Here is a 15,680-nt window from a genome sequence, read left to right on the forward strand (position 1 = left end):
CGCTACTCGCGATTTCGTTCACTATCGATTGGGTGGCTCGCTGGCTGTATCTGGCAATTGCAGTCATCGAGTAAACGCTACCGGCCCTCTCCCTCTCCCCTGAGACGCGTTAAGAGCACCGGCCAAGCCAAGAACAACCGACACAAGCTGCGCCATGATCTGCCCCTGATCATTCGCGCGCCTGTATCCCGGTCCGCCTATCCCGGCCGCCGCCCCCGGTCGTTCTTGTGCTAACTGACCTTTAACGGATTGAGGCGTCTCTATGTCCCCGCCGTCCATGTTGCCGCAGTTAACGCTTTGGTAAGGGATTGAGCGTCGGATGATCCCTGCAACGTCGGGCACATTCATCTGCCAGTGTCAGCACCACTCGTGAACCGCTTGGCGTTGCACCGACTGCGGCGCTGGCCCACGCGCAGTTTTTCACTCCATCCGCCGAGTCGGCGCTCATCGAACTGGCAGCCCGTAGCCAAAGGTTCGCTGCTAGTTCGACTCGTCTGCTTGCGCAGAAGAGGCTGAGCCTAACGGTCAATAACGCTCACGCAATGGTGGAAAATACGCATTTGCACTGTGGCAGGCGCGGGCTACCGTGGTTGTGTTTTTAAGAGAGAATTTTTAGGGGGCAAAGCGACGGCTCGCCTGTAGGCCGCCTCCGGGCGGGCCGTCTATTTCGGTTGGTTCAGCCTGTGCGAACCGCCGAAGACCCATCTCGATCATCTACGCCGCGACGCCCCTCTCTCGCCGCCAGTTCTTTTAGCAGCACTTGCATTTTGTCGGGCAATGGCTCACGCACAACTTATCCGTAGTGAGATTTAAGCGCGTTGCCAATTTCACGTTCAATGAGCGAAGCGTCTTCGCAAGCGATTGAAGTCATGGTCCCTTTCAACACAAGTTATTTGGAGAGTGATCCAGCGGGGCTTTTGGATTTTTGATTGCGTGCTTGTGAGATGCACGAGCGCCCGACGCATAACGGAACAGGGACACGCATACTCGATTTCTTCACGCTGATCAAGACAGCGAGCCTAAAGGTTGCGAGGCTACCAAACATCCGTTCTACTAATCGCCTTTGTCATCTGGGGTGTTTCTTAACAACCTCCGCGAGGGCCAGTCACATTAGGAAAAGGGCGAATTCGCGCCACGAATAAGTTCCGAGCGGGTTTGAGCAAGAGAAACGAACGAAAGCCGCACCCTCACATGGTCACTGGCAACGCTAGAAATCAAAAACATCCCTCTACCTAAAGACGCTATCACGGAGGCCTTTGGCTCTCCAATCCCCACGCAAACTCTGCCGAACCAAGGAGCGGGTATGATGACGCTCTCAGCCAGCATTAATCGGCACTTCGTCGGTGTTTCGGCCTTATTGGCCCTTCTAGCGATCCTAGCCTATACCGCGAACACAGCAACGCCTCGTCGTGTCGCAAGCCTTCCCGAAGCAGGCTTCGCGATTGCACAGCAAGCGCCAACTGAGACGACGCCATCCAACGACACGAATTTTACACCTCAACTAAGGCAAATCCCGTTAAATGCGTATGGATCGGCGCGCGGTTCAGAAGAGTCGCTTGGCGAAAAGATAAAGAGTGGCATCAGGGCCGTCGTGCCGTCCATGGGTTCGAATTCGGCCCAAACAGACGCTAAAAACTGGAGCGACGAAGAGTGGCAGATTGCTGAGAAGGCTGTAGCCGATAGTCGGTCCAATTCAAACGCGCGGAATAGCACCAACGCAAGCGCGCGTGCGAATTCAAACACAGTCTGGCAGCCGCCGGAAGAAATCACGGGAAGCCAAGCGAACCCGTCGCGCTAAAACCAATGCACGCAAAGGCCATCGCATGACGCTCAAACTAGCCCACCTTCTGGCCAAGGATAGGCGCTTACATTGGGGCCTATAGGGCGGTCTGAGTGACAAGCGGCCCGGCTGGGATTTACGGTCGGGCCGCACTTATAAAAAAATTTTCCGCGCAACTTCTGGCGCTGTCGAATTCAGGAGTCGGGTCTGTCGTTCGACATGTTTCTGACGAGTTCGGCGAGCGCCAGCCGCAGCAAGAGAAGAGCGAAATTGCGAGGCAGCGCCGCAACCTGGCACTTGGTAGAGCAGAAGCGCCCCCGCACGCCCCCGCACGCCCCCGCGTTGGGGCGTGAAGGACTCGCCGCAATGCTCGCACGCGCGATCAGCGCGCGCTTCAAAGCGAGCGTCAAGCGCCGCATACCGATAGCCTCTTCGAGTGGCCGATCATATCAAGTAACAATATTGAGTGGTTTACGGGGATCGTAAACCAACTGCTATCGAATGCTAAGATTAAGGTGAAACGATATTGGCTGATCAATCACGCGTGACTGATCACTTGTTACCGTTACAAGAGAGCCACCCCTCGCGCGCCTTTCGCCGCCTTTACGGGCGACCGTAAGACGCTCCCCGAGTGGCGCGGATTCCGACTTGCGGGCGCAAGTCTAAGCTGCTTGGCTTCCGTCTTTTGCGGAATCCACAAGAGAGCCTCGCCCATCCGCGCGACCGAGCGGCGGCCGAATATGGCCCCCGGCCCGGTGTGAAACACCGCTCTACGGGCTTCCTGTCAGCCCCTCAGTGGGGGCGTGGCGCGGACCACGGCGCGGGCGGCGTGACCGGCCCGTCGAGTCCCTTGCCAAAAGCCCCCGCCTGCCTCTCAGCGCACGGGCTTGGCGGTTTAGCCGCCTAAGAGCCCGCCGAAGTGACCGCGTGCCGTCTAGCTTACCGAGGCGTTTTCGGTAGAAAGTAGTCGGGGGCTGATGTTCCCTGTAGGCTTACAAGCAAGGACATCAGAGGACGACTGCCCCGCTGCGTTAACGCGCAAGGTGTCAAGTTACCGGGAGCTTCCACACCTCCCAACCTCTGTCCGATTTGAGACTGCAAGGATAATGGCACCATGAGAAAACGGTATGCCGTATTTTTGAGTTTAGCGATTCTAGGCACCCCGGATGCAGAAGCCGAAGAGGATTTTAACTCAGGAAACTCCTACCTCGAACCTTGTAGGAAAGCCGCCCTCGCCGAACACATTCGCGCCGACATCTTCGAAGCGATGAAAATCGGCTACTGTATGGGAACAGTCGAGACCATCCTTTCAGTCAGCCCGTCAGTCGGCGTGTGCGCCCCAAAGGGCGCAACTAACAGCCAAGCTATAAGGGTTGTCACGCGTTACTTGGACCAACACCCCGAGAAGACCAACGAGGATTTTAGGTTCCTTACGCGAGACGCTTTGACGGAAGCGTGGCCATGTCGCAACCGGCGGTGAGCCCTTTTTGGCGCAGCTGCCAGTAGCCCCCTCTGTGCAAACCCGCCTTCGCCTCGCGCCGGGTGGGCAGGGCGCGGGAGGCCGCAAAGCAAGCTCTCGGCCTCCAAGTTTTCTCCCACACTCCGGGACCGCGCCTCGCATTCGGATGCGCAAGGCGGCCAGCTTCACATGACGCGCGCCGTGAAGGAATCAACAAACGCGGGCTTACTCCGGCGCGAGGGTCTCGACATAGGCCGCGAGCGCATCGACCGTCGCCGCCATTGTCGCCGCAGCCTGCGTGGTCGGGCGCGGGCCGCCATAGAGCGCGCCGCCCGGCGCTTCGCACGCCTCCGGGCCATCGGCGACGGCCGTAGCGAGGGCGGTTTGCGCCGCCTGTAGATCGGCGACGAGCGCGTCGGCGGTCGGATAGCCGAAGCTGGCCATTTCAGGTTCGCCCTTCGCGGTTGGATTCAAACAACGAAAAATGATTGCCCCCGGCTGCGTGGCACCCACCCTTTATTTCCACCCATTGCGATGTTTGAGTCCTAACAGCTCGGCGCGCGTGCTTTCGATCATGCTGATCGCTTGTTCGCGCGAGAGACGCAGCACTTCCGCGTCCTTGTGTAGTTCCTCGATTTCCGCTCTGAGCGAAGTGACAAGCTTCTTGGCCTCGGCAAGCTCCCTGCGAAGTCCTTCTTCAACTGTCTGATTCTTCATCGCCGCATCCGACTGAGCCCCGCACATTATCTAGCGCGCGGGGCATTCCGCGCGGATTTTATTGTCAGGTATTTGGTTGAAGTTGCCCCTCACGTGAGCAAGACGCCATTATCGCTCCCGCCCCGTTCCACGCCGCGACTTCCTCGGTCCCGTGACCTTGCCGCCATTGCGCCCGGCGCTTTCTGCGAGCTTGCGATCCATTGAGAAGGATCGCGATTCCTTCGGAACGCTCTTCCCGCCCTTGCTGGCGATGGCGGCGCGTCGCTCGGGGCTTATGCACGCAAAGCCGCGTCGCTGTTTTGGTTTCTCCGATTCCATGTCATTCGATCCTAGAAAGCGCCCTCTCGCGGATTCAACAAACGGCAATCGTTGCGGGTTCATCGTCGATTGGCGTTTGTTTTGTGGCGCACAGCATTTCGCGAATATCTTGCGTCACTCGTTTTTCGAATCCTTCGGCAGACTCGCCGGGCCTTCTTCGCCAAGGAACGCCATCATATTCACAGCACGTAAACTGCGAATGGACGAAGCTTCCTTTCAGCACGGCCGAATCCCTTCGTCGGCGAGTTGCCCAAAGAAGAATGGCGTGAGCGGTTTCATTCATTCACCATGGGGCGAGCCCGCGCAAGTGGTGTGTGCGATGCGCGTCCCCCTCGCGCGGGCTCAGACAAGGCGAGGGGAGATAAACCTCGCATTCGAATTGATCGCCGGGGGAGGAGTCGCGATTTCCCCCGGCGCTTTCCGCCATTCGGGGCGATGCAAAGCGCAGGAGTGCCGCGGATGGCGAAAGGGAATTGAAGGAGTCGCGAGACGCAACGCATCCAAGAGCGCCCGCGACTCCCGGCTCGAGCCAAGACCAATGAGGGCGCTGTTGGTTCCCATGGCCGGGCGCGTCCCGCTCGCGGGAAGAAGGGCAAATCGCAAGCGGGGAGCTTGTTCATTATTCGGCCGTCACTTGTTCTAGTGCCGCGTCGGTGGCGGAAGCGTCAGAGCGAACGCGAGGCGGAAACAATTCGGTTTTCGTTTCCTCCCCCAACGTTGCATTCGGATCATGGCGCAACGCGCTCCACCATTGTTGAACGGCGGCGGCGATTGCATCTTTCTTGTGAGGCGTATTGCGCCGGAAGTAACTGCCCATGATATCTTCTGCGGTCGCCTCCGTGACGACTCTTGGCATTGTGATTGTGGACGTAGCGCCAGTTCCCCCATAGTAAGGGCCGTCATGGTGCTGAATCGTCTCGGGATTTCGCCGCACTGGGCGCACGGACATGAAGCCCAATTGCAGGCTCATGTGGCGCACCTCTTGGAGGCGTTCATGGAATTCGACCGCAAGGGTTTCCGCCTCTTGGCAAAAAACAGCCGCCCGTGCTTCGTCCACGCAAAAATCAGCAAGTTCGGCCGCTTTGCGGGCTTCGACCAATTCGGATTGAAGCACGGTGACTGAATCCGTAACCCCAGCAATCTTTAGGTCGAGATTATCGCGGCTTATCTTCGCCGCCGCAAAGCCGCTCGGTTCCTCGGTTAGCAGATGGGCGTTCTCTTCGCTTTCAAGCGCCTGCTTTAAAAGGTCGGCGCGCGCCGTGGCGATTTGCGAATTGAGCGAGTCGAAATCCGCTCGTCTCTCACGCAGCGCCCCCAGCATTTCATTGGCGCGGGCGAGCATGTTTTCGGCGCTGTGCATAGCGGCGAGCGCCTCGGCGTTGGCTTCGATGGCGGCGGCGAGTTGCTGGCGTGGGTTCTGGTTTGTGCCCATGGGGGCGACTCCTGTGGCGGAAGCAATGGTAACAGAACTGTTACCATTGCCCCTCCTTCGTCGATTAGCGATGAATCTGCGCGCTGCGCTCTTTCATGGCGGCGAAGATGCGTTCATTGCGGGCGATAGCGTCGGCGCGATACGCCTTTTCCTTGGCGGCGTTCTCTTTCGCCAGTCGTGCGGCGTCGCCGGTCGGATTCTTGGCGAGTGATTGCGGTTCGAAGCGCCCCGCCGTCCTATTTCCCGGCTCATACGAATGCGCGGCGGCTTTCTCCCATTCCGTGCCGCCCATTTGCTTATAGCTCTCCGCGCCCTCTTCCATGATGCGCGTGCTTTCTTCGCGACGCTGTTCGTTCGTCCACGTCGGGAAATCATGTTCGACCGTCACGCCGTTACCGTCCGTTTCTTTCACGGCGCAATGCTTGCTCCCGCCGTTCAAATCGACGATTTCCATTTTTCCTTCGCGGCCCCACAAGAGCGCAATTCCCCGTTTATCGCCTCGAGTGATTGCATCGTTCACGCGATTGCAGTCACGCGAATATTGACCGCTGGCGCGGAGTTGAGATTCCAGTTCGAGAGAAGCCGCTTGCAAGGCTTCGATATGTTTGAGGGTATTTGACATGGTTGCGGACCTTTCTTGGGATGCTGCGTTTACAGGTTGAGAAACCGGTTGGCAGATTCGCCAATCGACGAAGGTTGCTCTTTGAGCGTCGGGATGGATGCGGCTTCCGCCTGTTCCCTGCGCGCCTTTCGTTCGGCTTCTTCCCGGATTTGACGTTCTTCAAAATGCGTGGGCTTCACGCCCATGGCGCGCAGATATGTGTCGAGCAATACGCCGCCAGCGTCCTCGCGAATGACGGACGCAATGCCAGCAATCACATTGGCGCTGTCGTCGTGGTATGGCCCGTCAGGATGATCAACCCTATCGCGACCGCCGAAGCCCGTGCGCCTTTCGAGGTTCACAAGCTCCTGAATCATCTTCTTATCGTCGGGCAAGTCGATCATGCCGGAGTTAATGACGCCAAGTAGATTGATATAAAGTTGGCTCTTGTTCTCTTTCACTGGCTCATACGTAACGCCGTTTCGGGACCATAGCTCGCGCACAAGGCCGCTCGCAAAGTTGTCGCCGAATACGGTCGTCACGCCGTAGGAATGGGCAAGCTGCCATAGCTCGGCGACAACTGCATCAGGGGAGAACTTTGGCGGTATGTTGCGTAGGCAATCGACGATGCATTTTTCGTCCTGCATATGGCCGATGCAGAAGGCGAAACTATCCGTTCCCGTGCCCGTCGCAGCGTCGGCAAAGGCGGTATATTGGACCCCGATTTCCGGCGGGATTTCCTGCAAGCCGGGACAGACGCAGCGCATGACGTTTTCAAGAGAGACGAATGCTGCCCGATCAGAACGCGCTTCCGCCAGCCACTCGGCGGCGGCTGTAACGGGATCGCGCGCCAGCGCCTTATCTATGACGCTTTGCGGGACGGTTGGATTGAATAGGCGCGTTGCGCCCTTCGCCACGATGATGCGAGGGTCGCCGTCCGGCTTGTAATATTTGGTCAGTGCATCGTATTGAAAGCCCCTGCGGCTGTAGGGGCTTCCGATTGTGAATAACTGACCTTTCGTCGTTACCAATGCGGGGCGAATAGCTTCAACGATTTCAAAGTCGGGATTTGCGCTTTGGTCGTTGCGGAGCATCGCAATTTCGTCGATGCAAGCGAGCACGACCGACATGCCACGAATGGCGCGGAAGTCGGCGCTGTGAACCTCGATTGACGTATTGTTATTCAGAGTCAGGGTTAGGGCAGTCTCGCCCTCGATCATCTTTGCGAGCGTGGGCGACTGGTAGAAGCCTGCGGCGATATAGCGAAAGAGAATCTTCGCTTGTCGTTGGTTCTCCGCGACGATCAGAACGACGCCGCGCTCGCCAACCGTTAAGCAATCGCGATAATCGCATAAGGCGGAAGCCCATATCGCCAGCGCCGCGACGCCCGACGTTTTACCGGAACGCCTGCCGCCAATGATATGGCACTCTTCGGCGCGGGAGGATGGCGCTTCTTCGCGTAGGGTTAGCCGGTTCCAATGTTCGTATTCGGAGTCCGTAAGAGGTTCCCCCTGCGACGCCAATAGAACCGCGCGCATGGCTTCGCGGCTCTCGCCGCCCATAAGCGGGGCGAGCAAATGTTCGCTTTCGAGCGCGACGCGGAGCGGGATCGGCGGTCTCATTCCGCCTCCGCATTGGGCTCAGGAGGGCCGTAGAGCGGCGCGGAGGGGTCCGCCTCTAGGATTGTCGCGGCGCGAGCTTTCGGCGTGTCGGCGAGCCTCCTAGAGGGCGCGGCGTGCTGGGCGACGATATCACTCAGGCTTGGCGTTATGTCTTTTACCGCTCTGTCTAGGCCAATGGTCTCGGCGATGCGCCGGATATGCGAGGACAGGCGGGCGAGCAGGTCAACATCGACCTCGCGTCCGCTGGCGAGGTCCACTTCGAGGCGCTCGGCCTCCACGGTCAATGCCGCGACCCTGCGAATGAGAGACAGGCGGAGTTCGGACAGGGCGTGGACGCCGCCAGCGTCATCGACATAGGCGCAGACAAGATCGCGGTATCGGCGAGCCCATAGGCTTCTTCCGTCGATTTCCCCGACGAAGAGAGCGCGCGCGTTGATGCGGCCGGATACACGCGCGTTCGTGACGCGCGAGCGCCCCTTCTTCTTCAAACTTTCTAATTGTCCAGCTTGCGGCATAGGCAGCTGACTACATGAGAACTATACTATACGCAATGTTATAACGTTACAGATAAAGGCAAGGGGGCGTCCAAGCGTAACGTGCGCCCGATCAGGCCCCGCGCCCTAAGCCGCGCGACCTGACTCCCCTGCCATTTGGTCCCCGCCTTGCGTGGGCCAAGGCAGAGGCTACCGGCTACTGAGGACGGCGGTGGACATAACCTAGGTAAAAGGACCGCATGAACACTTCGCCCAAGTTCACGGGGCAGGCTTGATCGTCTAGGCCATTCCCGCCGTCCTCGTTTGCAAGGAACACGAAGTAGCCGGGGGCCTTCTCACAAGGCGCAAAACAGTCGAACTCATAGGCTTCTTGCATATCCCCATTTATCGAGCGAGCCGCAGCCTTACAGAGTCGCTCTAGCTTATTGCCATTCGGGGGAGCATCGAGGGTCGCCTCAACATCCGCTATATCGCCGCAGATGCGGTCCGTTTGAGCGTCTACGACGATGATACGCATGGTCAACGCGCGCTCGCACAAGACACGGCTTGGAGTTTGCCAAAGGTTAACAGGTGGTTAAAAGTCGTCAATTGTGGTGGTTACGGAGGGCCGAGACCAACCTCCCTCCTTTAGGCGTTCTTGGCTAAGCACACGGTAGACGCTCGCAACCCCAATTCCGAGCTGATCGGCGATGTCCTGCTTTGTTAGGCCCTCGGCGGCGAGGCGGCGAATGTCGGCGGCCTTGGCGCGGGCAGTCGGGGCGCGGCCTTTGTAACGCCCCTCGCCCTTCGCCTTGGCAATTCCTTCGCGCTGGCGTTCGAGCATAATCTCGCGCTCGAACTGCCCGATAGCGCCGACGACTTGGAGCATGAGCCGCCCGGTCGGGGTCGAAGTGTCGATCCCCATGCCGAGAATGCGGAGCGAGACTTTCTTCGCGTTGAGCCGCTCGACAATTTCGAGCAAGTGCCGAACGCTGCGCGCCAGCCGGTCAAGGCGCGTGACGACGATCGTATCGCCCTCGCGGGCGAAGTCGATTGCAGCCTCTAATTGCGGGCGAGCACCGACGCTGCTCGTTTGCTCGGCGAAGAGCTTGTCCGCCCCGGCGACGCGAAGGTCCCGTTCCTGCGCTTCGAGCCCGGCGACTTGTTCCACGGTAGAGGTTCGGGCGTATCCGATCAGCATTGCGTTTCCTATCAATAGGAACATGCACACTGCGATAGTTAGCTATCAAAACTTGAAAATCAATGTGTGTGATAGGTTTTTAGGCGCTCTTGCGCCCCTATCGCATGGGCAAGCTCTATTGAGAGACATGCGGCGCAAAAGAGGCGGCTCGCCGGAGAGCTAGGCCAACGAGCCGCCAACCGAGCGCGGGCAGTCGGCAGACCCGCAACCGCATCGGTTGGCTCTATAGGCGCAAGGCGACACGGCGACATTGCGGCGGCGGGCGAGCGCCCGGCCGGGCGGCGAGCGTGCCCCGAGAAAAAATAGGAAGCGACGGCGTGTGTTTATGCTCGGCAAACCGAGCCCCTACAGCGCCTCGCCGATGCGCCAAACTGGTCGAGAGCTGCTTACCCGCCCCGACCGCTAAAACCGCGCCCACGGGGCACGGGAAAGGCGAGAAATGCCTTGCGCTGGGTCACCCAAAAACTCTCCGAACGTCGGGTTCCCCATGTCCATACAAGCTAGAACTTGAATTTATACAGCACACTGTAACAGCCGCGCCCAAGTAACTCACAAAACCTATGTTTTCTGGGCGTTACAGCAAACGCCGAAAAACGCTTCCAACTTCTTTATGGGAAGTGCATATAGACATACAGGCATAGGCGTAAGCATAAACATATCCATCGTAAATCCCCTATGCCCTCTTATCCATCTATGCTGTAACTGCTGTAACTGCTGTAATAAGGATATAAAAATAAGCGAAAATTGGCGGGCAAATCAGGCGCTTCCGCCAGTCACAGCGCCCCTCTCTCTTTGCTGTTTCGCGGACTTGGCGCTGTAACAGCCAAAATGCCCAGCAGTTCTGGGCGTTTGCGCTTGATACAGCAAATCGCTAGCGCCAAGACAAAGGCCGAAAGGCGAAACACGAGCGCAGCATTTCGCTACCACAAGCGCCGCTATTCTCAACATAAGCTACACTGCTTTTTTTGCGGCTTAGCTTCAAAATATGCTGTTTCCGCCGTCGCGGTCGAGCCTCATGTCTACCCATCAATACCTCCCGGCAGAGCGTCGGAAAGGTAGAAATTCCCTACAGCTTCCGCTGATCGCGGCTTCCAAACGAGAAACTGAGGCTTCACTTGTTCCACGCCTTCATCGTCATATGCCCAGAGTTCCCGCTGATCAGCGCGCCGCCAATATCGTTTGAGCGTGCCGCCACGGGATTGAATGCGGAAGGGTTCGTTCTCCCATCCAAGTCGTCTCAAAAACGGGCCATATTGCTTCCCATAGACGACCTTTCCGAGCCGATCTTTTAGACAATCAAGAATGGATTCCGGCGGCAGGCAGACGCCCTTGACCGATTCAAACGGCGAGAGGCACGCGTCCAGCATTTCCTGCCAAGGTTCCGTCAGCAGGTTGGCGTCCTGTTGCACGTTGAACTCGCCTGCCTGTTCCTCTCGCGTCGGCCAGTAGCGTTCCCCGCTGCGGTAGCGATGATAGGCTTCGGCGAACAACTGCTCGCGATCACGTAGCAGCGCCGGAATATCGAATCCCTCGCTCTCAAAGACCCAATCGCGCCTATTGCCCGTAACGTCGCGCAAAGGCTCGTTGTCATTGGTCGTGGAGAAAAAGCAGCATTGGCGCGGCTGATCGACTTCGCCGCGTCCGAATGGGCGCTGATATTTGTCGATCCGGCGCGTGACGAAAGCGCGGTAATCTTCTAACTCCCCGACCGAAGCGCGTTCCGACAATTCGACAAGCCAGCGGCCCTTTACATGGAGTCCGAGTTTACGAAGCGCGCCAGCCTCATTGCTGATCTTGGGAAGATTATCAGTGAAGTATTTGTCTCCCACAAGGGCGCGCCCGGCCTTGCTCTTTTCAAAACCTTGCAAACCCTTGACCGTCAGCACGTAATCCGCCTGACAACCCGGCTCGCTAACGCGGGCGCACATTTGCATAAGGAACCATGCCCCAATCTTGCGGATATAGGCGCGGTCCCTCTCGGCTTGCTCAGGGTCTTTGGAAACCTTCGCGCCCGCGTAAGTGAAGAGCCAGTCGTCGAGGCGCGCGACGTCATCCCATACGAGCCCCTGCAACCAGTCACGTATGGGATGATAAGCGTCGAGGCGCGCGGCGTCCTCAATCGCCTTGCGCGTATTGCTGTCAGAAATCGTCGATAGGCCCTGCGCGTCCGCCTGCAACCAACGCATTGTCTGGGTAATGTCATTCTCTTCGAGCGTGCGCGGATACTCGCCGTATGCGTCGCAGCCGGGGATATGCCGAGCAACTTCAACCTCTAGCGTCATTTCGTTGAAGCGAAAGACGCCGCGCATGTCCGGCCGATGCGTCAGAAGATAGAAAGCGTTGTAGACGTTGCTGATCGGTCCATTTTTACCGAAAACCATGCCAGCGCCCTCGCCGGGTTCTGGGTCTGGTTTTGGCTTGGGCTTAGGATTTTTCCTGTCATAGGCTTCAAGACGCTTTCTAAGCGTCGTGGCGTCCATATTCCATTGATGCCAGAAGAATTTCCTCTCCTTCGGATCGCCACGGTAATTGTCGGACGACTTCGAGAATAGCTCGATAGCTTGATCTTTGAGCGCCGCATATTCCGGGCTCAATTTGTCGAAGCTCTCTGTCTCACGATGCAGTTTCTCGATCCGCTCGCGGATCATCTGATCGTCGAGTGTGTCCTTGTATCCATGCTCACGCGCAGTCGTGAGGATATATCCAACCGTGGTCGGTCCATGTGCGCCGCCACGCGTCGCGTCGAAGCTATCCCATTTGGCTTCGAGAGCGGCGGGGTCGTAATTATCGGCGGTCTGAGACCATTCGTCCCAAAGCTCCAATCCAAGGTCGGTCGGCTCTTCGGCGTTCTCCAGCGCCCAATGCAGCGCCATACCGACTTTGAGCCATGTTTCGTAAACGTCGGCGTCGGGAACGAACGTCAGCGCCTCTTGGAGCTTGCGCCAATCGTCAGAGCAAATGACGGTCTCACGGTCGGGACGCGGCTTTGACGGCTTTGCGAGAGCTTCGAACCATTCGACCGGCGGCGGCGTGACGAACTCAGCACCATCGAGTCTGACGATGCGCCCGCCCGGAAGCGGATCATGCCTCGCGTCCTCAAAGACCGGCGCAGCCGTATAGACGACCGCCTGTGGCTGATAGATCGAAAGATCGACCGGAGCCTTCACATTGGCCAGCCACGCTTTTATCTCAGTAGAGGTTAAGGCGCGATCCATCAGGAAGAACATGCGGAAGCGCAGTTTTGGCTTGATGCAGTGGCCGCTCGTCGCCTGCGCGATGCAGGCGGCGTTACGCAGGGCGCTTGGCAATTGGGCACGGATATGCGCCGCCGCCGCGTTCAAATCCTTAGGATCGGCCCCATCGGGGCAATCAAGCGAGTCCACGTCGAGCGGCAATAGACGCCGGGGAACGTCGCGCAGCGTTGGCGGATGAACCTCGCCAGTCTTCTTATCCTTGTGTTCTAGTTTGATGCGCCGCATTTTGCTGCGGTCGGTTCCCTCGGCGACAGCGCCAGCGACGAAGCAGCATCGCGGCTCTTTGTCGAGCAGGCGCAATTCAGCTTCGAGCGCGTCGAGGGAGACAACGTCGATGGTCCGCGCGGAGTAAAGGAACGCGCCGGGCCTGTTGCCCTTGCCGCCGTAGCTGATCCACTGGCGATCTTTGGTGAATTCCTTGGTTAGAAGCGCCGCCGCCGGAAGGACCGCGCGCAGCACTGTGTAAGAGTGTGGATGTTCGGTCGGAAGGATAGGATGCGGCTTGCCGTTGACGCCAGCGGTTTGCCCGGCGGGGTCGGGACGCGGCTCTTGTGCTTGCTCTCCGCCAACCGCGCCGACCCCGTCGCATGTGTAAGGTCGCGGCGGAACCGCCTTCGCAAACTCCCACGCTTCCCGCCCAACGAACCGGAGAATGACAGCGCCGCCCTCTTGGGGCGCGCCTTTCACGGCTGCCAAACGGTCCTGAAAAAATGAGGGACGCAAATGCGCTGTAGCGCCTCTATCGAGGGTCGCGCGCATGTTGCTTTTTCGAGGGGAAAACCTAATATCCATCGGTCATAATCCTCTACATCGCTACCGAAGGCGTCTGGCTTCCGACCGGACGCCTTCATTCGTTTGTGGGAGAGCGTCGGCCGCCGCAGGGTCCGCCGACGCCCGGTGCGCTTATTACGCCGTCGCGGCGATCGGCTCGCGCACGACAGCGGCGAGCTCGGCCCGATGCTCGGGGCTTCCGAGCACGAGTTTCGCCATGGCCGCGATCAAGTCATTCCGACATAGATCAAGCTCTTGCGCCGCCGCGTCGATACGGTCGGCGTCGGCTGGGAGAAGACGGGTCGAAAACGTGATCCGCGCTGGCGCTCGGCGGCGCATCCTCTTGGGCGTTTGCATGGAGCGTGGACTCCCTGCGGGGTTATACCTACCCGCCAATAGTTCGCGCAGGGTCGCGTCTTCGACAAGCGCAAAAGAACCGCTCAGTATAATAAAATTCAGTTAAGCCAAAGGTATAAAGCCATTATGCTTCTGTTAAACGCCGTTAATTGCTTAATTAATTACTCTATTGCATTTAAAACAATGAGTTTTCGCTTAAATTCGATGCGATTGCGTTTGTTACGAATGACTCGATCTCTAACTTCTATTCGTGAATTCGTTCGATCGATCGCCGCATGCGAACTACAAGAGAGCGAATAGACAAAAGAAAAAAGCCACGCATCCTTCGATACGTGGCTTGTGATGCTGGAGTTCGTTTAATGAAGTAGCGAGTTCGTGAAGTTTGCTACCGCATTTCGCGGTTTCCGTTAGAGCAGCCGCAACTTCTTCGCAACATCAGCTGATCGCAAATGAGTGTAGCGGAATAGCATCCTCGGGTCGCGATGGCCGCTGATAAGGCCCACCTCTGGGACCGACAGCCCCTGCTCGAAAAAGCGGCTGATGGCTTCATGCCTAAGGTCGTGGAAACGAAGGTCCATGACCCCTGCCCTCCTCTTGACGCGTTCCCAAGCCAACCTCAGGCTGTTCGCTGAGATTGGGAAGATGATGTCTCCTTCCCCTCGCTGGAATTCCAACAGCACAGAAAGAGCCTGTGGAGACAGAGGCACGGAACGAGGATGGCCGTTCTTCGTCATCGGAAGAAACGCAATCCCCGCCTCAATGTCTACGTTGGCCCACGTCAGCGACAGGACTTCGCCGCGTCGCATCCCCGTGGCGAGCGCAAACAGAAAGGCGGGCTTTACCCACGGATTGCGACACTTGCCCAAGGCAGTGCGCAAGGCGGCAAGCTCGTCATCGTTGAGCCTACGCTGTCTTGGTGCTCCCGGAGAAGGCTTCTTTATCGGTGTGGGCGCGATGGAGTGACCCCATTCTTCGCGGGCAACTTTCAACGCGTGTTGAACTATGCCAAGCTCACGGTTGACGGTCCCGGACGATACGACCCGCAGCCGGTCGTCCCGGTAGCGAGCCAAGGCGACTGAGGTAAACTCTGACAGCGGAGTGTCGGCGATTTCGTGCCTCAGAACGGCCCTTAGGTGGAAGTCTTCTATAGGCCCCGCCGAGCGTTTGGCGGGCAACACGTCCCGCTGGTAGCGGCCAAGAACATCACTGAGGGTAGGAATGATAGTCCCTGAGGCCACCTTAGCGTTGCCTGAGCTTATCAGTTCGCCCCGGTCAATGCTTAACTCCCGCTCTCTGGCCCACCTGAGCGCATCCTCTTTTAGGTGGAATGTCTTGGAGAGGTTGTGTCCTTCGCGCCTTACCTGAACCTGCCATTTTGACCCGCGTTTACGCAAAGTCGCCATCTGTCGCTCCGTCGTTGTGACAAGGGCGTGACAGACTGAAAAGATGGAGGTGTTCTTGCTTCGGTGGCGACTAAGAAACTTTTTCTCGATCAACCACTTAGATGGTGGGCGCGACAGGGATTGAACCTGTGACCCCTACGATGTCAACGTAGTGCTCTCCCGCTGAGCTACGCGCCCCCTTCCGGGGTTCCGCCTCGGCGGCGGTTCGGGTGGCGTGTGTATAGTGGCGGACGCGCCGGGGCGCAAGCGCCTTTGTGACCAAAAAATCATTCGCGCGCCCGAGAGCCGGAAA

At 58.3% G+C, this 15,680-nt stretch carries 13 protein-coding genes and 1 tRNA gene; 2 read left to right on the forward strand and 12 right to left on the reverse strand.

Features of this window, described 5'->3' with window-relative positions:
• Positions 1 to 1,303: 1,303 nt before the first annotated feature.
• Positions 1,304 to 1,798 carry a hypothetical protein gene (locus WOC76_RS13345; protein WP_341106236.1) on the forward strand — a complete coding sequence of 165 codons (495 nt, stop codon included), beginning with the start codon at positions 1,304 to 1,306 and terminating at the stop codon, positions 1,796 to 1,798.
• A gap of 176 nt (positions 1,799 to 1,974) precedes the next feature.
• Here the strand turns inward: WOC76_RS13345 and WOC76_RS13350 are convergent, their stop codons facing one another.
• Positions 1,975 to 2,199 (reverse strand): hypothetical protein, encoded by a 225-nt coding sequence (locus tag WOC76_RS13350; RefSeq protein ID WP_341106234.1) that lies wholly within the window; start codon positions 2,197 to 2,199, stop codon positions 1,975 to 1,977.
• A gap of 695 nt (positions 2,200 to 2,894) precedes the next feature.
• On the opposite strand from WOC76_RS13350, the gene WOC76_RS24340 reads away from it, so the two are divergent.
• The gene (locus WOC76_RS24340) at positions 2,895 to 3,260 is read left to right on the forward strand and encodes a Rap1a/Tai family immunity protein (protein ID WP_445730622.1); all 366 of its coding nucleotides are present in this window, start codon (positions 2,895 to 2,897) and stop codon (positions 3,258 to 3,260) included.
• Between the two features lie 204 nt (positions 3,261 to 3,464).
• Here WOC76_RS24340 and WOC76_RS13355 read toward each other — a convergent pair whose 3' ends face one another.
• The 11 genes from WOC76_RS13355 to WOC76_RS13405 form a co-directional block, all read right to left on the reverse strand.
• Complete coding sequence (locus WOC76_RS13355; RefSeq protein WP_341106232.1) at positions 3,465 to 3,683, reverse strand: hypothetical protein; 219 nt, start codon at positions 3,681 to 3,683, stop codon at positions 3,465 to 3,467.
• A 72-nt stretch (positions 3,684 to 3,755) separates the two neighbouring features.
• Complete coding sequence (locus WOC76_RS13360; RefSeq protein ID WP_341106231.1) at positions 3,756 to 3,956, reverse strand: hypothetical protein; 201 nt, start codon at positions 3,954 to 3,956, stop codon at positions 3,756 to 3,758.
• 937 nt (positions 3,957 to 4,893) lie between these two features.
• Positions 4,894 to 5,706: a hypothetical protein gene (locus WOC76_RS13365; protein WP_341106229.1), complete on the reverse strand. Its 813-nt coding sequence runs from the start codon at positions 5,704 to 5,706 to the stop codon at positions 4,894 to 4,896.
• Between the two features lie 64 nt (positions 5,707 to 5,770).
• Complete coding sequence (locus WOC76_RS13370; RefSeq protein ID WP_341106228.1) at positions 5,771 to 6,328, reverse strand: hypothetical protein; 558 nt, start codon at positions 6,326 to 6,328, stop codon at positions 5,771 to 5,773.
• Between the two features lie 29 nt (positions 6,329 to 6,357).
• Positions 6,358 to 7,884, reverse strand: a complete 1,527-nt coding sequence (locus WOC76_RS13375; RefSeq protein WP_341106227.1) for a hypothetical protein — start codon at positions 7,882 to 7,884, stop codon at positions 6,358 to 6,360.
• A 41-nt stretch (positions 7,885 to 7,925) separates the two neighbouring features.
• Positions 7,926 to 8,417, reverse strand: a complete 492-nt coding sequence (locus tag WOC76_RS13380; protein WP_341106225.1) for a hypothetical protein — start codon at positions 8,415 to 8,417, stop codon at positions 7,926 to 7,928.
• Positions 8,418 to 8,997: 580 nt separating this feature from the next.
• Positions 8,998 to 9,603: a recombinase family protein gene (locus WOC76_RS13385; protein WP_341106222.1), complete on the reverse strand. Its 606-nt coding sequence runs from the start codon at positions 9,601 to 9,603 to the stop codon at positions 8,998 to 9,000.
• Positions 9,604 to 10,622: 1,019 nt separating this feature from the next.
• Complete coding sequence (locus tag WOC76_RS13390) at positions 10,623 to 13,649, reverse strand: VapE domain-containing protein (protein ID WP_341431444.1); 3,027 nt, start codon at positions 13,647 to 13,649, stop codon at positions 10,623 to 10,625.
• A 114-nt stretch (positions 13,650 to 13,763) separates the two neighbouring features.
• Positions 13,764 to 13,985 carry a hypothetical protein gene (locus WOC76_RS13395; RefSeq protein WP_341106219.1) on the reverse strand — a complete coding sequence of 74 codons (222 nt, stop codon included), beginning with the start codon at positions 13,983 to 13,985 and terminating at the stop codon, positions 13,764 to 13,766.
• A 407-nt stretch (positions 13,986 to 14,392) separates the two neighbouring features.
• The gene (locus tag WOC76_RS13400; RefSeq protein WP_341106218.1) at positions 14,393 to 15,388 is read right to left on the reverse strand and encodes a site-specific integrase; all 996 of its coding nucleotides are present in this window, start codon (positions 15,386 to 15,388) and stop codon (positions 14,393 to 14,395) included.
• A 102-nt stretch (positions 15,389 to 15,490) separates the two neighbouring features.
• Positions 15,491 to 15,565, reverse strand: a tRNA-Val gene (locus WOC76_RS13405).
• Positions 15,566 to 15,680 lie beyond the last annotated feature (115 nt).

This window comes from Methylocystis sp. IM3 (assembly GCF_038070105.1).
In the GTDB taxonomy this organism is placed as follows: domain Bacteria; phylum Pseudomonadota; class Alphaproteobacteria; order Rhizobiales; family Beijerinckiaceae; genus Methylocystis.